Genomic DNA, 21,976 nt, shown 5'->3' on the forward strand with positions numbered 1-21,976 from the left:
GTTTCGGGGGGCAACCGCTCACCGGCCGGACGCGCGCGCGTCCGCGTCGCGGAAATCCTCGATCGCTTGCGCGTCGAAGAGCAGTCGCATCGGTCCCTCCCCGCGGGCGAATCGAGCGCACGGCCTGAGCTTGCCACCGAGCAAGCTCGATATCGTCCTGGCGCGGTCGTCGTGTCGGGACCCGCCTCGCAGCGCCCGCGACACCTCGTCGAAGGTCATCTGGTCGGCGGTTCGGCGATGCAGCGCCGGCACGTCGAAGCGCAGCCGGGCGGCCAAGCGTTCGAGGGCGCCGCGCTCGAAGCGGATGCGGGCCGCCTCGCCTTCGGCCCACGGCACGGGAGGCAGGATTCCTATCCGTTCGAGCGCCCTGAGCGTCCTGGTATCGAGGTCCAGGATGCGTTTAGCCTCGGGAAGCGTCACCGAGCCGTCGATCAAGGCCTTGAGGCGGGCGACTTCATCCGCGCCGCACTCGTGCCCCGCGGCAACCTCGACGCCGGCGTGTCGCAGAAGACGATCGAGGATGGTGCGGTCGAGCCCCAGCCGGCACTCCAAGGCGATGCGTCGATCCCCGCGCTCCGGCGACACGACCTCTCCCAGGAGATATAACCCTGCCGGCACGATCCACGCGGATCGAACGTGGGACAGGAGCGCGTCCCGGATTGGTCGGACGGCCTCGGTCGGATGCGCTTCGAGCCAGTCCAGCAACGGATTCAACAGCCGGCGCAGCCGGACGCGATCCAGGTGCGGCGACGGCGTCTCGATCGCCGCGAGCTCGGCCCCCAAGGCGGCGCCCCCGTCTTGGAGCAGGCCGAACCCGAGCACCGCGTAGGCATGGTCCCACGTCGGGCTTCGCCGGGCCGTCGCCCGTGGGCTCAGCGTCTCGCCGATAGCGAGGACGCAGGAGAGTGCGTCGGTGGACGAAAGCGCGTCGAGAGCCATGGAGGGCCGAATCGGACCGAAGCCCAGCCGTCCGACGAGGTAGGCCTCCCACGCGGCGTCGGTCGCCGCGTCCCCCGACGTGTCGACCAAATCGCTTCCGCACGACGCGCAGAACCGCGGGGTGCGTTCGCGCCATGCGATCGGCGCGCCACAGTTCGGGCAGCCATCGATCAGGGCGCAGCCATGGCGCTCGCAGCGGCCGACGGCTCGGAGGTCCCACCAGGTGCGACGATACCGCCAGAGCGCCGGCTCGGCTCCGTCGGCCTCCGCGTCCCCCACCAGGCATCGTATGCAGACGCGCTTCGAGGGAGCCCAGCCCCGGAACGGCAGGCTGAATCCGCCCAGCCGCATGCCGTGGGCATCCCGCACGAACGTCGCCGCGGCCATGGCCCGGGGATCCATCCCTAGCAGACCGGCGAGCTCGTCGAGGCGCGACCCATGCCGCACGGCCTTGCGATCGATCCCCAACGCGCGGGCCAGCCGGACGCCATCGTCGTCGCCCAGCCGGGCGGCCAGCCGCTCGAACGCTTCGTAAGCGGGCTCCCCGGCCCGCGGCGGGACGCGGATCGCATGTGGCATGGCAGGCGCGCGAGCGTTGCGGATGACGCGGCCAACTCCATGGGCCATGCGGCCTCGGCGTCAAGCCTTCCTGCGTGCTCCGCGACCCCAGTAGCCCGATGCTTGCCTCACCGTTCGTGGGACCGAAGGCGCGCCGAGCACCCGAGCGCCTGCCATCGCCTGCCGACGCACGTCCGGCGACCTCCCGTTCGCGCGTTTGACCCGGCCGATCTTTGGCAGGCGCACGACAGACCGGTTCGCGTTGAGCCGCTTCACCGCCGCTTCGCGACCGAGGCCGCCCCGCCCAAATTCCGTGATCGCTTGGCGCCTGATCACTTCATGTAGGTTCGGATCGCCTTGATGAGCACGGCCGCCCCATCCGCACGGCCGGGATCCGGCTCCATGTCGGGATCAGCCAGCTTTTGGCGGACATGCCGTTCCAGCACCTCGGCCGTCATGCCGTCGATCGCTCCGCCCATGGCTGAGAGGAGCATGAGGATCTCCAGGGTGTCGCCGTCGGCGTCGACGGACCGCTCGACGGCCGCCGCCTGTCCCATGAGCCGACGGATGCGCGCGACGAGCTTCGCCTTGCCGGTGTCGGTATTCCCCACCCTCCGATCCTTCCATCCGATCTGCGCGCTGGAGACGGTCGGCGGCCACCGTTCGGGGGAATGCCCGCCCACCGCTGGAGGTCATGTATTCACGGTTCAACTAACATGACGTGAGCGCTACGGAGGCACGATGCGCCGGGAATGCCGGGGCCGTGTTCAGCCTTTCAGCCTCAATCTCCACGCGGTCTGGTGCCCGAAGTTCCGACGCAAGGTGCTCACCGTAACCTACGATCTGCGCGTGAACGAGATCATCGCCGAGATCGCCGCGCATCGCGATGTCTCGGTCCACGCGCTCGAAGTCATGCCCAATCACGTCCGCCTGTTCCTGGGATTTGTCCCTCGTGCAGGACGTTCGAGGCCAGGACGCTCGCGATCCGTGTGCAGGCCTGCGATTGCGGCCAAACCCTGGATCGCGATGAGGCGGCAACGATGATCGGGCATTCGGCGTCGGGCGTGGACACGGTCTTCAGGACATAAGCAGGTGTGTTGCCGCGTCGCCGTTCCAAGGAGTTGCCTGCGGAAGCGGGCGGTGTTGTTACTCGGAGACGGCAAATAGTTTGACGAAATGCTTGGTTCTGCCGTATAACGCAGCGGATCGACGACCTGCGGGGCGACTTGCCAAATCGACATCAGTACCGTTTGGAGATTTTCAATCGTGGTCGATGTCGATACCAGCCTGAGATGTAATAATTCGACCCTCGAACAGGGTCACGTGGAACGGGCGTACTACGTGAGGCGCCTCGACGACGAAGGCAGGACTGTTCAAACGCACTGCATCGTGGCGCTGGACCAGGACGAAGCGCTGGAACTCGCGTATACGATCAGCGGGGCTGGCAGGGCGCAGTTGTGGCAGGGCGCCCAACTCCTGCACGAGATCGAGCGGTTCGCGTTCAGGCGCCGGCCGGGCGGCACTTAAGCGTCCTCCAACGCGCGCTGGCGGCGTCACTTCTCCTCATCGCACCGCGACCCGCGCACGACGGCGCCAAGCCGATTCAGGTCAGGGCGCCCGACGCAGCGCACCACTGACCCGATCGCCAGCCGTAACCGCGGGCCCACGCAGATCCACCGTCACGCCGGGCATCGTTGACTCCGCAGCCTCAGTTCCAACCGTCGCCGCGCAGCTCACCATAGCCGATCTGCGGCCGATGTCCCGCGCGAGGCGGTCCGCGCGACCGATGCAAGGCTCGGGAGAAGGGCCTCGTTCCAGCCAGGCCGGACGCCGTGATCTCTTCGACGATCGCCCGCGCCTGCGTCCACGGCGCGGTCAGGAGCGGCTCGTAGCGTTCGCCGGACCGGCACGCGGCTTCGAGCTCGCGACACAGCCAGGGCCAAGCACGCTCCGTCCTCGTCGGCTGCGGCCACCCTGACCACGCCGTTACCGACGCGGCCATTGTCATACGAACGCGGCGGCATGCAGCGTCGCTGGATGCGGTGGGTTTGCATCGGCGGCCTGCCGAAGCGTCACCCGGGAGAGGCCGCACAATCTCCGAAAAACCCCGTCCTCGCGGACGGGGACGATCCCAGGGTCGGTCGCCTACGTCGATTTCGTCGCCTCGGACATCGAGGGAGCGCTCCCGAGGGACACGCCGCGACCCAGCCCGGATACAACGGAATCCCGTGCGGAAGCGGTTTGATCGAGCGCGACCACGGGCGGACGTCGCGCTGGCTTGGATTCCCGGACCGTGAATACTTCGAATTGTCCCCGCAATCAACAGGCTGGGCGGCGCCGAACGGCTAGACATCAGTAATCGCTTGATGTAGCACTCCGCCTCCCGACGCAGTGTCGATGCACGCGTCTGGCTCCCCCACACATTAACGACGCTTGCCGACGCGCGTTCGCGCCGTGCAGCCTCTGTCAACCGAGCTGGCCGCGCACCGTCGCGGCCCGGCCGGCGACGTCCCCGACGGACGTGGTCCCCAGCGTGACCGGAGCCCCCAACCATGCTGATCGCCTTCACCGGCGCCTCAGGGCGCACGGACGCGTCGCACGCGTCCCTCCTCGCCGCGCATGCCGCCGCCGTCGCGGATGGCGGGGCGAGCCTGCTGGTGCCTGACGACGCCGCCGTGGCTGCGGACGACGCGCGGCTGCGCGTCGTCCGCTTCCCGGCGGCGGCGAGCGCCGTCCGGGTCGCGCGCGTGGCAGAGGGGTGCCGGCGGGACGGCGGACCCGTCTTCGTCGACCTCCCGTCCGCGCTCCTGTGCGCGGAGGCGGTGCGTGCGTCCCTGGACGCCGCCGTCCTAGTGGTCGGCCCGCACGCCGCCGACGAGCGCGAGGCCGCGGCGTGGGAGGCAGCCCACCGGAGCTCGGCGCCGACGTGGTATCTCGGCTGCCGACGCGCCGGGGGCGGCCCGGCGGCGGCGCGGTTCGCGGCCGAGATGTCGCTCCTCGATCCCGACGGCAGGACGCTCCCGTACGCACTGCCGCCGCTGGGCCGGGGGGAGGCCGCCAGATTGGCCCGCGGCGCGCCCCGGGGGCATGCCCTACGCGCCGCGCTGTCCTTGCTGGCCGCCGTGCGGGGCGCCGCGGGGGCGCCCGGGCTTGGCCTTCCCGCTGGGGCCAGGGAGGACGCGGCGCGTCGCATCGCCGACGCCATCGACGTCCGGTCACTACCGGAGCGGTTGCGCGACCTCGCCGACGACGTCGAGGCGGCGGAGGCCGGGCTCAAGCCGACCGCCGCCGACCTCGCCGACGCGCCCGTGCTCGACGGCTGGTCGTGCGACGCCGTCGCCGCCCCGGTTCTCAAGGGACGGGTCAGCGGTCACCCCGGCATTCCCGAGGGGCATCGCGTGCGCACCAGCGAGGTGTATCTCACGGACCGCGCAACGTTCGCGCGGACGCTGTCGCGCTGGTACGTCCTGCGGGCGCCGGCCGACGCCCCGGCGGCCGCCATGCACTAGGCCGACCCGGCCGACGCCACTCCCACCCGAACCTCGAGCATAAAACCAGCCGAGCCGTACGCGGCGTCGGCCGAGGGAGTCGTGCGCATGCGCCTCTGGATCCTGTCGGACCTGCATCGTGACGTCGGAGTCCCGTGGACGCCGCCTGCCATCCCGGCGGCCGACGCCGCCGTCGTGGCCGGCGACGTCGGCGAGGGGATCGAAGCCTCTCTCGACTGGCTCGCGCACACGATCCGTCCACACATGCGCGTGGTCTTCGTTGCGGGAAACCACGAGTACTACCGCGCGTGCCGGCCCGACGCGCTGGCGTCCGGGCGGCTCGCGGCGGCGCGCTGCGGCGTCGACTTCCTGGAGGACGAGGCCACCTGGCTGGGCGACGTCGCGTTCGCCGGATGCACGCTCTGGACCGACTACCGCCTCGACGGCGACGCGCGCGTGGCCGCCTCCATGGACGACGCCCGGCGGATGCTCGCCGACCACCGCCTGATCGACCGGGCGCGCCGGCCGGCGCGGGCGCCGTTCCTGCCCGAGGACGCCGCAGCCGTCCATCGCGCCAGCCGCGTCCGCCTCGAGGCGCTCGCCCGCGACCGGGCCTGGACGCTGGCCCGGACCCGGATCGTCGTCACGCACCACGCCCCGGCCGCGGCGTCCCTGGATCCGGCGTTCGCCGGCCGGCCGCTGAACCCGGCCTTCGCCTCGCGGCTGGAGGGATCGATCGCGCGGCTCGGCGCGGCCATCTGGATCCACGGGCACGTGCACGCGAGCCGCGACCACATGGTGGGCGGCACGCGGGTCCTCTGCAATCCCAAGGGGTACGGCCGCGAGAACCGGGTCTTCGACCCGGGCCTGGTCGTGGACCTGGCCCCCTGAGCGTCCGATCCGTCCGTCCCGTCAGCCCTGTCGCAACAGCCTGGAGCGTGCACCGTGAAGGAGATCCCCCGGGAGATCGCCCGCGCCGTCGTCTTGCGGCACGTGCCGCGCGCCTTGCGCGCCGGCCTCGACGCCGATGCGGCCGATGGTCCCCTCCCTGCGCAGCTCGCCGCGGACGCCGAGGTGGCGTCGCCCGGGTTGGGCGCCCGCGTCACCGCCTGGCTTCGCGAGAACGTCGGCCCCTGTCCCGGGCTCGACGTCTCGCACGAGGACGGTCCGGCCGGGCCGGAAGCCCCCGACGGCTGCGGCCTCGCCGCGCTCGATCGGGCGGCCGCGCTCGGTGACGATCCGGTCCTGCGGGAGATTTCCGACGCGCTGGTGCTGCTCGGCGCCTTCGACCGGGTCGCGCCGCTCGCCGGGCGCGCCGCAGCCGCGGCGTGGTCCTACCTCGACCGGCTCCCCGAGGCCGGGACGCGGCTGCACCAGCTCGCGCTCGCTACGGCCGGCGCGCAGGGCGGCGGTCACGTCGCCCGCCCGCCGTGGCCGGTCCTCGACGCGAAGTTCGACCTGGCGGCGCCGGCCGACGGCGCCGCCGACCGGGCCGGCGAGGCGTGGCGCATGACCGTCGACGACGCGTTCGCCGACATCTGCCACGACGCGCGGATCCTCGCGGTCGGCCTCTCGGCCGTGGCGGCGGGCCGTTCCCGCCAGCTCTGGGCCACGGGCACGCTCGCGCAGGTCGCGACCCTCGTCGGGCAGGCCGTCGCGCGGCCGCTGACGGAATCCGCCGAGCGGGAGGGGCGCCGGGACGGCGAGGAGCGCGCGCAGGCCGAGATGGCCGACCTACGGGATATGCTGCGGGCGTACCAGGACGCGGCGGACGCCCGCCGGGAACCCGGGACCGTGGAAGTGCCCCCCAACCATCTCGTCGTCTGCCCGAGCCTGCCCGCCACGGGCCCCGGCAAGGGCAAGGACCTAGCCCGCGGCTACGGGCACGCGATCGGGACCGCGCTGCCCCTGGTCCCGACCCCGGACCTCGCCGCAGTGCGGCGAACACTTCTCGATGAGTTCCCCCATGCCGTCGCGGCGGTGGACGCCACCCTCGGCGCGTTCGCGGCGCGTCCGCACGTCCACGCGCCGCCGCTGCTCGTCGCGGGGCCGCCCGGATCCGGCAAGTCCCGGTTCGTGCGACGGCTGGGCGAATCGCTCGGCGTCGGCGTCTACCGCGTGGACGGCGCCAACGACGGCGGTGCCTCCTTCGGCGGCACCGAGCGGCGCTGGTACTCGTCCGAGCCCTGCCGGCCCTTCATGGCCGTCGCCCGGTACGCCCAGGCCAACCCGATCGTGCTGGTCGACGAGGTCGACAAGGCCGCGACGCGGTCCGAGTATGGACGCCTCTGGGACTCAATGCTCCAGACGCTTGATCCGGAAAATGCGGCCCGGTTCCCGGACCCGAGTCTGCAGGTCGAACTCGACCTCTCGTGGGTCACCGTCGTCTGCACCGCCAACGCGCCGTCCGTCCTGCCGGGCCCCCTGCTCGACAGGATGCGGGTGGTCCGCTTCCCGGAGGCGGGACCCGGCCACCTCGACGCGCTGCTCCCGGGGGTCCTCGCCGGCATCGCCGCCGAGGCCGGCCTCGACCCCCGCTTCCACGCGCCCCTCGACGGCGTCGAGCGCGCGGCCTTGCGGAGGCGCTGGTGCGGGGGGTCGTTGCGGCGCTTGCGCCGCGCCGTCGAGGCGATCCTACGCGTGCGCGACCGCGCCCTGTCGGGGCGCCCGCAATGAGCGGCCATTCGAGGATCGACGCCCCGACGTCGCCCGCCCGAACCGAGCCAGCATCGCGCTGGCTGGCCCCAAGCCTGCTGGCGGGACTCTTGGCGCACGGGCTCCCCGCGGCGCGGGAGCGCGGCCGGCCACGCCGCGCCTTCTGGGTGCTGTCGGACCTGCGCGTTGACCTCCGCCCCGACCACGCGCTCCCGGATCCGCTGCCCGACTTCGACGCGCTGCTGGTCGCGGGCAACCTCGGCCCGGGCCTGGGCGCGTCCCTGGCGTGGCTCGCCCGGGCGCTCGACGGCCGGCATGGGGGGCGGCCGGTCTGCGTCGTGCCCGGCAACGTCGAGTATCGCTCCGGCGTGCCGATGGCCGAGGCGCTCGCCAGGGGGCGGGACCTCGCCGCCGAGCTCGGCCTCGTCCTGCTGTCGGACGACGCCTTCCGGTTCGGGCCGTCCCATGGCGACGGGACCGTCGTCGTCGGCGCCACCCTCTGGACGGACTGGCAGCTGCGCGCGTCCCAGGAGAAACCCCGGGCGCGCGTGGTGGCCCGGACGGCCTGGGAGGAGGCGGGACGGATCGAGCTTCGCCGCGGGCGGAGCCTGACGCCGCTGGATTCCCTCGCGATGCATGCGCGCAGCCGCGCCTTCATCGAGGACGCGCTGACGAGCGTCGCGTTCGGCGCCCTCGGCTTCCCGCCGGGCCGGAACGCCTGCGTCGACGTCGCCCGCCCGGGGGACGAGGCGGTGGTCCTGACCTGCCACGCGCCGACCCCGCGCTCGCTCCCGGTCGATTGGGAGGGGTGGCACGCCGACGGGTGGGTCGCGGCCGCCCTCGCCTCGGAGGCCGCCGCGGCCATGGAGGCCTGGGGCGCGCCGGCGCTGTGGGTGCACGGCAACGTCCCGGCGGCGGTCGATCACCGGCTCGGCCGGACCCGGGTCGTCGCCAACCCGCGCGCCGCCGGGCGCGGCCACGCCTCAGCCGCCCCCGCCTTCGACCCGAACCGCGTCGTGACCGCATGAGGCGGCCCGGCGGCCCGGAGCACGCCCCAACGGAATCGGAGCCCACATGGACACCTCGAGGACATCACGCCCGCGCGGGCCGCGCCGGGGTCCGGCGCGGCCGCCGCGGCGCTGCCCCTTGACCCTGTGGCGGACCCGGGAGCCGTCCGAGATCGCCGCCGCCGAGGTGGCCGCGTTGGCGGGCGCCGTCGCCGCGACCGCGATCCTGCACGAGCGCCGCTGGCCGGCCGCGCGGGCGGGCGACCCTGCCGCGGCCGTGGCCGTCGCCATCGACCGGATCCACCGCCACGGTCCCGAGGGGCCGGTCGCGGACGTGGTGATGGGCAACCTGCTGGTCCTGGCCCACCGGGACGGCGACCCGACCGCGGGTGTCGTCCTGTCGCATGCGCTGCGTGCCCTGGCGCGGTCGCGCCCCGGGCGCGCCGAGCTGCCCCGCTTCGCGCAGGCCTGGACGCGGCGATCCGGCTGGACCGCGCGCCTCGCCCGCGCGAGGCGCGCATGAAGGCCGGGGCGGGCGCTGCCCGCGACACCCCCGGCGGGACGCGCGGCGAGGCCACGGCCCGGGCGTTCCTCGCGGCCCTGGTCGAGGACGACCGGCCGGCGGCGAGCTTCGACGAGGCGGTCGACGCCCTCCTCGACGGGCCCAGGCGCCCCCGCGCCGACCTCGCCGGGGCGGCCGTCGCCCTCGGCCGCGCGGTGGACGCCGTCGGGGGCGTCGATGCGCTGCCCCGGTCCGGCCCCGCGGTCCTGCTGGTGTCCGTGCCGTGCGCGGAATGGGTCGAGGCGGTCGCCTCCGCGTCCGCGCGGTGCCTCGTCGCACCGGGCCGGCGGCCCGCGCGCGGCCCGGGCGGGAGGGCGGGCGTCCTGGTTGTCGAGGCGGACGGCTCGGTGGCGACGCACCGGCCGGACAAGCGCAACGAGGAGGTGCGGCTGGCGCTCCACGACGGCGCCGTCGTGATCGGTGTCTCGCAGGATCCCGCGCGGTTGCTGCCGCGCGACCTCGTGCGCGGGGCCGAGCTCCGCATCGCGGTGGGGGCGCTGGACCCGGCCGGGATCGGCCTCGTCGTCGAGGCGGTGACCGGCGCCGCGCCTCGGGCGCGGCTTCCCGACGCCCACGCGGCCCTGTGCGACCCGGACGACTTGGCGCTGGCCGTGCATGCCGCGCGCGGCGGCGATGGGTCCGCGAGGAGGCTCGCGGAGATCGTGCGCGCCAAGGCCGGGACCAACCGCGAAGGGCCGAGGCTGGAGGAGCTTCACGGCTACGGCGCCGCGCGCGAATGGGGCCTCGCCCTCGTCGCGGACCTGCGGGCGTGGTTGGCCGGGGGCGCGGGGGCGCCGCGCTGGGCCGACCTCGAATCCGCGATCCTTCTGTCGGGTCCTCCCGGCGTGGGTAAGACGGCCTTCGCTGCGGCGCTGGCCCGGAGCGCCGGGCTGCCCCTCGTCGCCGGCTCGCTCGGCCAGTGGCAGGCGGCCCGGGACGGCCACCTCGGCCACACGCTAGGCGCGATGCGCGCGTTCTTCGAGCGCGCGCGCCGTGCGCCCTGCGTCGCCCTGATCGACGAGTGCGACTCCTTCGGCGACCGCGCGAGCTTCCCCGAGGCCCATCGGGACTACTCCACGCAGGTGGTCAACGCCTTCCTGGAGCACCTGTCCGGGTCCGTGTCGCGCGAGGGCGTCGTCATCGTCGCGGCGACCAACCACCCGCACCGGGTCGATCCGGCGATCGTGAGGTCGGGCCGCCTGGAGCGGCACGTCCGGATCGAGCCGCCGGACGCCGCGGACCTGGCCGGCATCCTGCGCGGGTACCTCGGGGGGGCGCTGCCGGGCTATGACCCGCGGCCGCTCGCCGGTCGGCTCCAGGGCGCGACCGGCGCCGATGTCGAGGCCCTGGTGCGACGCGCGCGCGGGGTCGCGCGCCGGGCCGGGCGCGCGCTCGGCGAGGCGGACCTTCTGGCGATGGCCGAGGCGGCCCGGCCGCCGCTGCCCGCTCAGGTCCGCCGACGGGTCGCTGTCCACGAAGCGGGCCACGTCCTGGTCGCGGCGGCGACCGGGGCCACGGGAACGCTGGCGGCCCGGATCGACGCCGACGGCGGCATGGCGCGGATCGGGCTCGGCGACGACGCGGCCCTCGCCACCGAGGCGCAGCTCGACGACCGCCTCGTCGTCCTGCTGGCCGGCCGCGCCGCCGAGGAGGTCGCGTTCGGTGACGTGACGTCCGGGGCCTCGGAGGACCTCGCCGCGGCGACGCGCCTCGCCGTCGCGATGGAGACCCGGATGGGCTTCTCCCCCCGCACGCCCCTCTTGGCGCTCCCGGGCTTCGCGGCGACCGACCTCGCGCGCGCCCCCCGATTGGCGGCGGCCGTGCACCTGCGCCTGTCGGCGGCCTACGGACGCGCGCTGGCCACCGTTCGCGCTCGACGCGCCGCCCTGGACCGGCTCGCCGACGCGTTGGATCGGCAGGGCGATCTCGTCGACGCCGAGATCCGGGGCCTCCTTCGAGGCGGGCGCCCCCGGACGGATCGTCCGGAGCGCCGCGGCGCGATCCGGCGGAGGCCGACATCGCGCCCCGACAGACCGCGAACGCGCGGATGAGTGGCCCCGCCTTGTGGAAAAGTCTCTATTCCATGTCGCCAAAGCTGAGCCGGAGGGCAGCTATACCGTATTCGTTCGTCGGCCGACTTAAGTCTAAAAAACATTGTTCTAAGATGTTCAGATGACGATGGTCGGAACCGGGAATGACGATCGATCGACATTCCCGGTTGTGGGCGGTCTCACGCCGGCTCGACCGGCGGCCGACCGCGGAGGTTTCTCAAAACGAATCAACATGACCGATGATCGGCCCCGGCGCGACGACTCTCGCCCCAGGGCCGGCCGACGGAAACTCTTGTCCCGGGTCCGCTTGGTTAAGGCGGACGTAAAGGCGTCGAGAAAATCACGGCCGTCGCGCTACGAATCCGTGACTCATCTTCGGCGGGTGGCCCGGTCGGCCGCGAGACAAATATACCCCTGGGGGTATACTGCACATCGTCCCGACGTGAGGACGCAACGCTTGAAGAGGGTATGGATATGAACAGGATCGCTTTCTTCTCCGACGACGACGCGGGCGCGCTGTGCGCTCGCCTGGTCTGCCTCGGCCTGTCCGCGCTTTCCGGCCCGATCACGCTCGCGCTCGCCGCCTCGGCCGGCCCCGACGGCGTCTCGGCCGAGGCGCCGGAGGGGACGTCGGTCATCGCTCTCGCCCCGAATGCCAACGCCTTCGACATCGAACGGGCGGTGTGCCTGGCGGCTCCGCGCGGGGGCGACTTCGTCGCTGCGCTTCCGTTGGGGAGCGCGGCCGACCGCGGCTTGCGGAACCAGTTCGACGTCGTCGTCACCGTCGGGAGCCAGCAGGCTTCCGCCTCCCGCGCCCTCAGGGCGGCGCGGTACGTCGCGACGGACGGCGTCGGAATCGGCCTCGCGGTGCGTCCGGCCTGGTTCCTGGCAGGACCGCGGCAGTCGGAACTGCGGACGAAGGCACGGCTGTCCCCGTCGAGCGGGCCCTGCCTGCCGTTCGCGACCCGGGCGCTGCCGATGGCGCTGCCCTGGCTCTCGTCCGAGGAGCACCGTCGCCTCGCCGCCTGGGAAGCCGATGCCTCACTGATGGGCACGGGCATGATCCTCGCCGCCCTGGCGCTCTGCGTCGCCGCCGACCCGGAGGCCAAGCGGTTGGAGGCGGCCGACGTCGCCGCGTTGATGACGGCGCGGACGCTGTCGACGGAGCGGGCGCTGTCGGACAGGCTCGTCAGCCTCGCGACCGCCTACGCGCACCTCGACCTCGCCGCCGACGGGTCCGGCCAGCCTTCCCGGCCCCCGGGCTCCAACGGCCGCCGCGCGGTCCCCGTTCGGTCTGCCGGATCGCCCGCGCGGCGCCCCTCCGACGGCGAGCGCGCCTTCGGGATCCCGCGGCGGGCCTGACAGCATCCGGCGCCCGATGCCGCGTTCGAACAGGACGGGCGGCGCGACCGACGAGCGCCGTCCCATACCGATGGCCGCCGTTTTAGCGGTGAGGCGGCCGATCCTCCCGATACCCCTGCCGGGCGCCGCCGGACGGCGGCGAACCCTTGAAGCAAGGAGCCTCGAATGAGTTCCCGGACATCGACGTTACGCCTGCCGCAAGAGGTGCCGGGTCGCCGCTCAACCGGCATCGGGCAGAGGCGCGGGGGCCGCCCCCGCGTCCCGAACGGGACGGCCGCAAGGCGGTCGAGCCCCGCGCAGGCCGGCAGCGGGATTCGTGCCGTGCCGCGGCTGCCGCTGTCGGGCCGCCGGCCGGACGATCTCTTCCGCGTCCCGTACGAGATTGAGCTCGATCCCGGGTTCGACGAAGGAGGCGACATCGCCGACGACGTCGTTGGCCTGCCGTTCGGGGTCAGGCGCTTCTCGGCGGGTCGGGGCGGAGGTGGCTTCGATCCGGCCGCCGACTGAGGCGACGCCGCCACGGGCCGAGGATGCCTCCGGGCGCCCGAATCGACCAGGGAGACGACATGCAGAGCCGAGCGGCCATCTTGCCCGACCCCGCGGCCAGCCCGCGGCCCACGCCAGCGCGCGACCGGCCACGGAGGGGCGATGCCGCAATCTCCGGGCCGCCTCGCCCGGCCGATGGAGGAGGGGCCCACGACGCCCTCCTGGCCCTCGACATCGAGACGGTCCCCGACGCGACGCTGCTGCCGGCTGAATGGCCTCCGGACCGCTTCCCGAAGAACGCGTGGCATCGGATCGTGGCGATCTCCTTCGTGACCGCGGACATCCTGCGCGGGCCGGACGGACGGGAGGCTTACGCGGTGACGGCCTGCCGCAGCGGCGGCGACGGCGACTGGGACGAGGCGCGCCTGCTCCAGGCCTTCTGGAGGTTCTTCGCCGCGGGACGCTACCGGGTCGTAACGTGGAACGGCCGCGCGTTCGACATGCCGACGATCCTGGCGCGATCGATGATGCACGGCGTCGAGGCCTCCGCCTGGTTCCGCCGCGGGACGCGGTGGGAGGGCTACCGGCATCGCTTCGCCCTGGACTGGCACACCGACCTGATGGACGCCACGTCCGAACACGGCGCTGCGCAGCGGCTGACCCTCGACGAGGCCGCCGCGGCGATCGGCCTACCCGGCAAGATGGGCGAGCACGGGTCCCACGTGGCGGCCATGGTCGCCGCGGGCGAGACGGACAAGATCAGGGCGTATTGCGAGACGGACTGCCTCAACCTCTTCGTCCTCTACCTGCGCTGGGCTCACCTGACGGGCCGGACCGACGCGGTCCTGCACGATCGTTCGGTCGTCGACCTGATGGTCCACCTCGACGGCATGCGGTCCTCGAGCCCTCACCTGGGACGCTTCGTGGACGCCTGGCGGCTTTCTTCCTGCGGCCGGGCGACGATCGTACCGTCCCGGGCCGACCCCGCGACCGCGGCTTAGACGCACCGCGCCGGGAACCGCGTTGGCCGGCGCTGCGGCGGGGACGGGCCCCCCGTCGACCGCGACACCGGCGTGGTCCCCCACGGGACCCGGCCACCCACCAATCTGCGCCTTCGGGGTTTCCGATGGCGTCCGCCTCGATCGGGAGGTCCACCATGACGAACGACGATGCGCCCTGCCGCGCGCGTCGCGTGCTGACGCGCGAGGGGCATCGGCTGGCAGGAGATGCTCCGGAGCTCGTCAAGCCTCGATGTGCCGGGCCGGCGACTCGGCCCCGGGGCACAGGTCACCGTGCGGATCAACCGCATGGACCCGACACATGTCCACGTCCGCGATGTGGAGCGGGGGGCGTGGATCGAGGCCAAGCTCGTGTCGCCGGCCGCTCCCGACGCCAGCTGAGCGTCCATGGCGGGCGGCCCCGTCCCGATCCCACCACAGCGCCCGACGACCCGGCGGCCCGATCCTTCCCCACAACAGAGGATGCCGCGATGGCGTCCAGGGACATGCTGAGGAAAGACCGGCCGCCGGAGATCGGTCGCTTCCGCTCTGACACTTCTGCCGTCTCGAAGACGAAGGGTGTCCTCCGACCGCCGTTCGACGGTTGGCGCACGGTGGCCAAGGGCGGCACCCGTGAGTGCTTGGGCACCAGTGACGCTGTTGGGTGTCCTGGGGTCGGCTTGCGGCCAGCAATCCACCCGCGAAGGTTGTCGCAGCGCGTACTCTATCCCAGCGACCGAGTTGGCAGCGACGAAGCGTCGAGGGGCTTCAAAGGCGCAGGTACGGTCGGCCTTCCTACGCGGCCTCGTCCTTAAGGAAATTTATCTGTGCAGTACGCCTGGATCGACGGTCGGCGGCGCCCACCGCTCGCGAAAAAGGAACATGCAACTTGCCCCGACTGTGGCGGCCAGCTCTTCGCGGTCCTACCCGTCGAGAACGCACCTCATTGGCGTCACAGGTCCGGAGATTGCGATCCCTGGAGCGAACCGGAAGGATCTTGGCACCTCGCCTGGAAGGAACGCTTCGACTTGTCGTGCAGGGAAATACCCCTGAGGGACCAGCTAACGCAGGAGCTGCATCGCGCCGACATCCTGGTGGGTCGCGGCACACCGGGAGCGACGGTCCTCGAGCTGCAGCACTCCTCGATAAGTGAGGATGAAAGAGCTGCTCGGGAGGCCTTCTACATGCGAGAGCACCGGATGTTCTGGCTTGTCCATATCCATGGCGAGACCTCGTTTCTCGATCATCGCTTTGGCATTTCCCTCGATTTTAAATCTCGTGTCGCGAATTTTGACGGAAAAAATTTTGCTATTATGCATTGGCTTGGACCGAGCAAACAATTCATCGAAAAATGGAAGCGCGCGAACGCTCACGTTTTTTTTCACGTCGGATCTTCGATATACTACCTCGCCAGCAAAGATTTGATGGATCGGATGGGGCTTGCGCTCAAAAAGGGGGAATTCGCCCTCTGCCATCTCACGTGCGATGATTTTATTCGTGCGGTGCGCGGCGTGGACTAGCCGTTTGTCTCAGCGCGCCGCCTGCATCCGAAAAAGGAAGAACGCCGATTGATCAGTGCGGATCACCCCAAACTGGCGGTCGACCGGAGCCGGGCGAGCCCGGACTGTCGGAGCGATTGTCCGGGGAGCGCCTCGACGTTGACCTGGGCGAGGAACTTGCGCTCACCGCGCTGAGGGTCGCGCCGAAGGCATTGCTCGCAGCGTTCGACGCGCAAGCCGGGCGGGCCGTACAGCAGTGTAGGCTCCTCGTCGCGCTGCGCCGCGCGCACTTCTTCGATGCCTGCAGCGTCTCGCCGAGCCTGTTCGACAAGTTCGAGGAGTTGAAGACGCCGCTGTTCTGGGACATCGACAAGGTCGAGAACGATGAGAGGCAATATGGCATCTTCTATGCGACGGCGCCCGGCCATTTGGCTTACGGACATCTGAAGGGCCACTCGCTCTTCTGCGAGGCCCTTTTGCTATGTCTCGAAGGCGCCGCCGCCACCCCGGGCAAGGTCATCCGGCCGAACGGTCCCGAGCCCTGGGTGATAACCATAAGGTCGCTGGAGAGCGCCTTGATAGGCCGATTGCAGGCCACGGCCGGGTCGGCCGGGGTGAGACAGATATTGGGGACGCAGTCGTTCGGCGATTTCGCTTTCCGGCGGTAAGATGCCGCCCCAGACGTGGATGTCGAACTGACCATAGATCCGACCCGTGCAGCCCTTGGCGCGGAGCTGCAATTCACGACGGTGGACGGCGCCCTCAAGCACAAGGTCGGGCCTGGGATTACGTCGAATCCACACGTCTTCTCCATAGCGGCGGGTGGCTATATCTGCGAGGTCGCGCACGGGGGGCGCTTCACGCACGCTGGGCCGTCGCGGTTCTTCTTCCTGGCCGAACAGCGGGCGGCGTTGGCCATCGAGTTTTGGCTCACCGCGTGACCGCGGTCGAGCGCGACGCGGCGCGGCCCCGCGGCCGGTCGCCGGTCCCGTCGGTCTCGATGCCGGCTCGGCTCGCGCTGCCGCTCCCGTCGTACCGAGCGCGCCGTGGCGGGTCGACACGCCGCCCGCCCGATTGCAGCTCCGCCCGGGCTTGCGGGAGAATCGGCATCGCAGACGCCAGGAAGATCCCTGTCAAGATCGCCGCCCCCAGGTCGGGCCGCGCGGCGTCGGTGCGCCCCGCGCCCGCCGCAGCCATGACGATCGCGTTGCCGATGATGTCGTCGTGCCGGGGGGCTGGACCGAGCGCACATCTGCGTCGCCGCCCTTGCGGATCCGAGGCAGCGGTACGGAAGCCCGCGGTTCCCCAACGGCGCCAGCACGCTGATTGCGCCCTTGGCCACGGCCTCGAACAGGCCGACGACCAACGTCTCGTAGACCATCGAGCCGCATACCCACGACACGGTCAGCGACAGCGAGACGTCCTCGGTCGGCTGCCGCGGCACGGGTGCGCGGCTCGCACCGATCGCCGTCGGCGACAGACCGTAGGTCACGGTACCGGCAGACACGGGGTTGTGCCGCGGCGGGTCGTCGGCGGCGACCGTCGCCGGCGGCTTCGCGCCTGCGAGGGAGGCTCCATGGGACCGGCAGGCCGCCCGCGGGCGGGGGCCCGTTGTAGACGATCGCTCGTCAGGGGGGAGCGCATCGCATGGTTGGGATCGTCGAGGTCCTGGAGGAGCGCGCTTCTACGCCCGTGGACTGGCTCCGTGGCGCCGGCGGATCGGCGTGCCGTGGAGAGGGGCACGTGTGCGAGGCCGCCTCCATTGGGGGCTCGCGGCCGCGGTCGGCCCCGCACGCTCGGGGACATCCCCCGGGGATGGACGGCGCCGCGGCGTGCCCGGGCCTCGCGCCGTCCACTTGTCCACAGCTGATCCGCAAGACGTTGAGCCCCCGCCAGCCGGGCGCTGAACGGGTTTCGCCCGACGAGCCAAGATTCTTCCACCCGTCCCGAAACGACCAACGACAGCCCCCTCCGGGAGCCTGAAACGGCCAGCCGGGCCATCGACCCACGACTCAGCGCCGCGCGATCGACGCCTCGACAAGGATGCCGGGCCCGGACGCTTCCGCGAAGCTGCGGGAAGTCACAGCATGGGGTCGAGGCGAGCCCGACCCGGCCGCCATTTCGGAGGTGCCCCAAATGCCAGATCGACATGATCGTACCGACGTTCGCTTCCCGCTCGCGGAATCCGACCTGTCGGGACTGTTCTTCCTGGGCGGCATTCGAGCGCCCGGGAGCGTTGGCGGAAATCCCATGTCCCGTCCGCAGGGCGATCCTGTCCAGTGCAGGCAGTCGTTCGACGCCGCGTTCGCGCGCGACGATGCGGGTCGCGCCTTCGATCGAGCCGTCGACCTGAACGCATCGTTGCTTGAGGTGTTCGGCCAGGACGAGCTGCTCGGCCTCCGCGAACTCGCCGACAGGCACGCACGGCTCATGGCGAGCCGGTCGCGCCGCATCGAGCGGTTCCCCCGGCCGGATCCCGACCCACTGGCCTACGAGGCGGCGGGATCCTTCGCGGGTCAGTGCCAGCGCCTGCGGCTCCTCGCGGTCGAGGTCTGCGCGGGCGAAGGGCCACGCTTCCGGCTCGCCGAGCGGGAGATGTCGTTCGCCGCCCGAGGCCGCGGCACGGTGCGGATCCGCGGCCTGACGCCCCAGGAACAGGCCCGTCAGCTCCGCGGCGAGCGGGCCCAGGCCCGACGGGTCGAGACGCTCGACCGCAAAGCGCGCGACGCCGCCACGCCGGCCATCGGACGACTCGTCAACGCGCTGGTCGAGCACGACCGCGACTGCGTCGTGCCGCCGTCGTGGCACGCCGACGGGTACCTGCCCGCCGAGCTCGTCGGCCGGCGCGTCGTCGAGGCCGCCGCCTTCATCCTCGAATACCATCACGCGGCGGGGTTCGATCGTGCCCGGCTCGCGCGCTGGCAGGCGTGCCTGACGGGTTGGGTCGGGCGCGCGGCCGCGCGAGCAAGGCTACGATCGGCGGCTGCCGCAGCGATCGCGCCGGATGACGAGGCCGCGCTCCTCGGCCTCGTGCGGACCGATGAAGCGTGACGACGCGGCGAGGGACCGACATGAGCGCGAACGACAATTACGCGCCCGAGTTCGAGGATCGGGCCTGTGCGGTCGACCTGGCCCGTCGGATGGCGAACGCGGGGGACGCCAGGCTGGTCGTGGCGCCCCGCGACACGCCGACGTTGGAGCGGCGCCTGGAATATGTGCTGCGCGCCTTCCATACCGATGATCTGGCGGTGGTTCGCCGCACGGCCGACGGCACGCCGACCGGGGCCTGCCTGACGGAAAACGGCCTCGACCTCGCCGCAAGGCTGGGCCGGGGCGACGCGGCGCTCTACCCGGCCATGGGCAGGGTGAAGGCTCTTCGGCCGCCGCCCCGGTACGGGCGCCGCACCGTCCGGAGCCGGTCCGCAGGTCCCGGGCCGTCCCTGGCCGCCCCGGCGAAGGTGCTCGCGACGGCGCCGTCGCACTATCGGGCAGGGGACGTCGAAGGCTCCGAGACGTTCGTGATCATCGATCCGATCGACTGCTGGCATGCTCACCCGGCCGTGATCCGGTACGGACGTCGGGTGGGGACCGTGCTGGCTGCCTGGGAGGTTTTCTCCCTCGAAGGCCGGTCCCACGGCCTGCTCTTCGAGACCTCGGACGGGTTCGAGGGCATCGACGCGTGCGGCGGCCATTGCGCCGAGGACACGCTCCCGGGCGCCGCTTGGCAGATCAGCGTCAACTGCTGACGGCTCCGCCCGCTGGAGCGGCCGGCTTCCGGGGGCCGCCACGCGGCGACCCGCCCGCTCATGCCTCGAAGCTCGGCGGACGGCCGCGAGGTCGGGCATCGGCGGAAGCGGTACCGCTAAACATCGCGCCGACGCGATCTGGGATCCGCCGAACCGGACCGTCTGGCGGGGTATGCGGTCAGCCGCAGGCCGGGCCTGCTCCGGCGGTCTTCCCCGCCTCGCGCTCGACCTGGGCCCGCAACCGTGTGGGCAAGCGCAGGTACCGCGCCCTCCGGTCGCGCTCGCCCGCGACGTAGGCGTCGATCGTCCGGATCCGGACGATGGTCGACGGCACTCGGTTCTCCGCAGCGTCACGGGGGCCCAGGGCCGAGGCCAACGTCCCGAGGGGCCGCGGCGCCGCGCGCAGGGTTTCGTACGACGCTCCGTGCGCGCACGAGCTCGCCCAAAGACGGCGGCAGGGCCGCGACGCCCTTCTGGATCTCGGACCGCCAGCCGATCACCTCCGGCAGCGTCGTCGGGTCCGCGATCCTGGCGGCCATCCCTTCCAGGTCCGCGATCTTCGCCGCGCGCATCCGGGCCCCGACTCACGCCATGCATTCGACAATCCCGCGAGCGTACGAGGCCGCCAGCGCCATCATGCGATCGCTGGTAGCGTCGCCGGAGGCGTGCGCCGGCTTGCCCGCGACCTCGACGTCCCGCTCCCCGTGGTCGCGGCGGAGGACGGTGTATTCCGTGTGGTCCGGCTGAGGCGCCGGGGAGCGGCGTCGGTCGCCAGCCACCCCCTCGGACGCCTCGGCCGACCCGGCAGCCCACGAAATGTCCCGCGGCGCGGGAGCGGATCGGCGCTCGGGTTCGACCAGGATGGTGTTCCCAGAACTCGCCGAGACCCGAAACTTCCCGTGGGGCGTATCGCGCCGGACGACGCCTGTATGGTCGTCGAGGTCAGCTTTCGCCATCGTATCCCCCTCAGTCGTCGGCCGCCCGAACAGCGACGCCGCAGAATCAGCAGCACGCAACGGCCCCGTCGACGCCCGCCGAGAATCTTCGGTGGCCTCACCTGCTCGCGGCCCGGGACCCCCTGGCCGGTCGGCCCGTCACCATGGCGTCCGAAGCTTTGGGTCGCACCAGGATGCACGGCGGGCGCCAAGGAGTCTCGGCGATCCGCAGCCGTGGCATGCCGGATGAGGCCCGGCGGGTCGGCCGCCGAGCGAGCGGCCGGAACGGTACGCGGTCGACACCATCGACCGGTGATGCGGTCGCGCCCTATCGACGGATGTCCCATTTCCGCCGCCGTCGTGACCATGATGACGGTAGGCCGCGCCAACTCGGCCACGCCGCCTCGGAGGTCCAGCCGTGTCTGCATCCAATGAGGGCGGGCCTCCGGGCCGAGATGCCGATCCATCCGGCTGCCTCGCCCGGATCGCCAGTCATCTCGATGTTCCGGTCTCGACCTTCTTCCGCCCGGAAAGCCGCATCCGTCTCGGCGATCGCTTCTCACCGTGGCCCGACGAAGTGTCCGAATTGGTCCGGCTGTTCGCTTGCCTGGGTCCGGAAGGTCGAACCGCCGTGCTCGCCTTGGCGCATCGGCTCGGTGCTGCGTAGCGACCCCGGACGCCGGCCGCCCGCGCCGAGGCTGGGACACCGATCCGTTCGGCGCTTCCTAGCCGTTCTTCGGCCACCGCTTGGCCTCCGGCCGCCTCGGCTCGGCTCGGCCGTGAACCAGCCGGCCTGCGTGCCCTGCGCCGACCGGCTGCCGCACCCCGCCGAGGCGCGGCAGCGGTCCGAAGAATTGTTCGCGACTCTGCGGACCGAATGCGAAAGGCGGTCAGCGTTCGATCGACGGGCGCGACCGGCCGTGGCTCGAGGAAGACCCCAACAGGTTTCCCGAGCTCGGGCAGCGGTCGTGACAGGGCCGAGACGAGGGACGATGCTCGGAGAACTGGGCATCGGCCTCGATCCGGCCCGGCGCGGTGACCTGGCCGTCCGCTCCGCTGGCCGTTCGACCGGGATGCGGGTATGCCGCGGGGACGGAGGCCGGCTCGGCGATGGAGAACGGGCAGTTCGGGCGCCGAGGTCGGTCGGTATGGCGGCGTGACTGCGTCAAGCCCGACGCGGACGGCGCCGTGGCACGCGATGGCTGGTTAACGGGTTCTTGATATGTTCCATGGCAAGCGCGGATGTCGGGATCGATTCGGAGTCGGCTGAGATGGCACGCATAACGCTCGACGGCTTCATCGAGGCATTCGCCGCCTACCTGATAAAGCGTGGGCGCAACATGGTCCGGTTGAACGATCCCGACGTCCGGGATGGCCTGTACCGCGTCTACCTGTTCCTCGATGGGTTCGCGGGCGTGGACGGGTCCGAGGACAAGGATCTGAGGCGATCGATCGTGAACATCAGGAACGTCTTCAGGCCCAGCCCGATCGGCTCGTTCGACCGCTTCGAGACGCTGCTGCGCGCCAAGCAGGTGTACCTGACGGACCATCCCAACCCATACTATCAGGACATCGTGATCAAGTTGCCGGCCGAGATGGCCGACCGCATCGTCGCCGGCCTGGACGACGCCACGTCGGACCTCGCGCGGGACAGCGTCGACCGATACCTGGCTGCCGGATGACGTGACGG

The 21,976-nt window shown here is 72.0% G+C and carries 21 protein-coding genes; 17 read left to right on the forward strand and 4 right to left on the reverse strand.

Annotated features, from left to right (window positions below; all coding sequences use genetic code 11):
- Window positions 1-18 precede the first annotated feature (18 nt).
- Complete coding sequence (locus tag BM396_RS17725; protein ID WP_051976003.1) at window positions 19-1,518, reverse strand: TniQ family protein; 1,500 nt, start codon at window positions 1,516-1,518, stop codon at window positions 19-21.
- 311 nt (window positions 1,519-1,829) lie between these two features.
- The gene (locus BM396_RS17730) at window positions 1,830-2,108 is read right to left on the reverse strand and encodes a metal/formaldehyde-sensitive transcriptional repressor (protein WP_043381316.1); all 279 of its coding nucleotides are present in this window, start codon (window positions 2,106-2,108) and stop codon (window positions 1,830-1,832) included.
- A gap of 130 nt (window positions 2,109-2,238) precedes the next feature.
- Between BM396_RS17730 and BM396_RS17735 the strand changes: the two genes are divergently transcribed.
- The 16 genes from BM396_RS17735 (at window position 2,239) to BM396_RS17815 (ending at window position 19,351) form a co-directional block, all read left to right on the forward strand.
- Window positions 2,239-2,541, forward strand: coding sequence for a transposase (locus BM396_RS17735; RefSeq protein ID WP_081948610.1), 303 nt, complete (start codon window positions 2,239-2,241; stop codon window positions 2,539-2,541).
- A gap of 222 nt (window positions 2,542-2,763) precedes the next feature.
- Window positions 2,764-3,024 carry a hypothetical protein gene (locus BM396_RS17740; RefSeq protein ID WP_139239514.1) on the forward strand — a complete coding sequence of 87 codons (261 nt, stop codon included), beginning with the start codon at window positions 2,764-2,766 and terminating at the stop codon, window positions 3,022-3,024.
- 1,025 nt (window positions 3,025-4,049) lie between these two features.
- On the forward strand, window positions 4,050-5,006 hold the full coding sequence (locus tag BM396_RS17745) for a DUF6634 family protein (protein ID WP_051976002.1): 957 nt from the start codon (window positions 4,050-4,052) through the stop codon (window positions 5,004-5,006).
- Window positions 5,007-5,093: 87 nt separating this feature from the next.
- Window positions 5,094-5,876 (forward strand): metallophosphoesterase, encoded by a 783-nt coding sequence (locus BM396_RS17750; RefSeq protein ID WP_043381312.1) that lies wholly within the window; start codon window positions 5,094-5,096, stop codon window positions 5,874-5,876.
- 54 nt (window positions 5,877-5,930) lie between these two features.
- Complete coding sequence (locus BM396_RS33395) at window positions 5,931-7,661, forward strand: AAA family ATPase (protein WP_244538902.1); 1,731 nt, start codon at window positions 5,931-5,933, stop codon at window positions 7,659-7,661.
- Window positions 7,658-8,668, forward strand: a complete 1,011-nt coding sequence (locus BM396_RS17760) for a metallophosphoesterase family protein (protein WP_139239515.1) — start codon at window positions 7,658-7,660, stop codon at window positions 8,666-8,668. The genes BM396_RS33395 and BM396_RS17760 overlap by 4 nt, the downstream gene beginning before the upstream one ends.
- A 118-nt stretch (window positions 8,669-8,786) precedes the next feature.
- Window positions 8,787-9,170, forward strand: a complete 384-nt coding sequence (locus tag BM396_RS17765) for a hypothetical protein (protein WP_091994889.1) — start codon at window positions 8,787-8,789, stop codon at window positions 9,168-9,170.
- Window positions 9,167-11,260 carry an AAA family ATPase gene (locus BM396_RS17770; RefSeq protein WP_051976000.1) on the forward strand — a complete coding sequence of 698 codons (2,094 nt, stop codon included), beginning with the start codon at window positions 9,167-9,169 and terminating at the stop codon, window positions 11,258-11,260. Before BM396_RS17765 ends, BM396_RS17770 begins: the two co-directional genes overlap by 4 nt.
- A gap of 474 nt (window positions 11,261-11,734) precedes the next feature.
- Entirely contained in the window at window positions 11,735-12,622 is an 888-nt protein-coding gene (locus tag BM396_RS17775; protein WP_139239516.1) for a hypothetical protein, read from the forward strand.
- Between the two features lie 321 nt (window positions 12,623-12,943).
- Window positions 12,944-13,129, forward strand: a complete 186-nt coding sequence (locus BM396_RS17780) for a hypothetical protein (RefSeq protein ID WP_043381308.1) — start codon at window positions 12,944-12,946, stop codon at window positions 13,127-13,129.
- A 59-nt stretch (window positions 13,130-13,188) separates the two neighbouring features.
- Window positions 13,189-14,109 (forward strand): ribonuclease H-like domain-containing protein, encoded by a 921-nt coding sequence (locus tag BM396_RS17785; protein ID WP_051975999.1) that lies wholly within the window; start codon window positions 13,189-13,191, stop codon window positions 14,107-14,109.
- Window positions 14,110-14,933: 824 nt separating this feature from the next.
- The gene (locus BM396_RS17790) at window positions 14,934-15,626 is read left to right on the forward strand and encodes a competence protein CoiA (protein WP_081948608.1); all 693 of its coding nucleotides are present in this window, start codon (window positions 14,934-14,936) and stop codon (window positions 15,624-15,626) included.
- Window positions 15,627-15,742: 116 nt separating this feature from the next.
- Window positions 15,743-16,273: a hypothetical protein gene (locus tag BM396_RS17795; RefSeq protein WP_043381304.1), complete on the forward strand. Its 531-nt coding sequence runs from the start codon at window positions 15,743-15,745 to the stop codon at window positions 16,271-16,273.
- Window positions 16,274-16,288: 15 nt separating this feature from the next.
- Window positions 16,289-16,546: a hypothetical protein gene (locus tag BM396_RS17800; RefSeq protein WP_043381302.1), complete on the forward strand. Its 258-nt coding sequence runs from the start codon at window positions 16,289-16,291 to the stop codon at window positions 16,544-16,546.
- 1,309 nt (window positions 16,547-17,855) lie between these two features.
- On the forward strand, window positions 17,856-18,656 hold the full coding sequence (locus BM396_RS17810) for a hypothetical protein (RefSeq protein WP_043381297.1): 801 nt from the start codon (window positions 17,856-17,858) through the stop codon (window positions 18,654-18,656).
- Window positions 18,657-18,676: 20 nt separating this feature from the next.
- A complete protein-coding gene (locus BM396_RS17815; RefSeq protein WP_043381295.1) occupies window positions 18,677-19,351 on the forward strand; it encodes a hypothetical protein in 675 nt (224 codons plus the stop codon).
- Between the two features lie 178 nt (window positions 19,352-19,529).
- On the opposite strand, the gene BM396_RS32840 is transcribed toward BM396_RS17815, so the two are convergent.
- Both BM396_RS32840 and BM396_RS17825 read right to left on the reverse strand, forming a co-directional pair.
- On the reverse strand, window positions 19,530-19,685 hold the full coding sequence (locus BM396_RS32840) for a hypothetical protein (protein ID WP_158713273.1): 156 nt from the start codon (window positions 19,683-19,685) through the stop codon (window positions 19,530-19,532).
- A 250-nt stretch (window positions 19,686-19,935) separates the two neighbouring features.
- Window positions 19,936-20,307 carry a hypothetical protein gene (locus BM396_RS17825; RefSeq protein WP_043381291.1) on the reverse strand — a complete coding sequence of 124 codons (372 nt, stop codon included), beginning with the start codon at window positions 20,305-20,307 and terminating at the stop codon, window positions 19,936-19,938.
- A 1,250-nt stretch (window positions 20,308-21,557) separates the two neighbouring features.
- On the opposite strand from BM396_RS17825, the gene BM396_RS17830 reads away from it, so the two are divergent.
- Window positions 21,558-21,968 (forward strand): hypothetical protein, encoded by a 411-nt coding sequence (locus BM396_RS17830; RefSeq protein ID WP_139239517.1) that lies wholly within the window; start codon window positions 21,558-21,560, stop codon window positions 21,966-21,968.
- Window positions 21,969-21,976: the final 8 nt, after the last annotated feature.

The sequence above is a fragment of the Methylobacterium sp. UNCCL125 genome, from assembly GCF_900116795.1.
In the GTDB taxonomy this organism is placed as follows: Bacteria; Pseudomonadota; Alphaproteobacteria; order Rhizobiales; family Beijerinckiaceae; genus Methylobacterium; species Methylobacterium fujisawaense.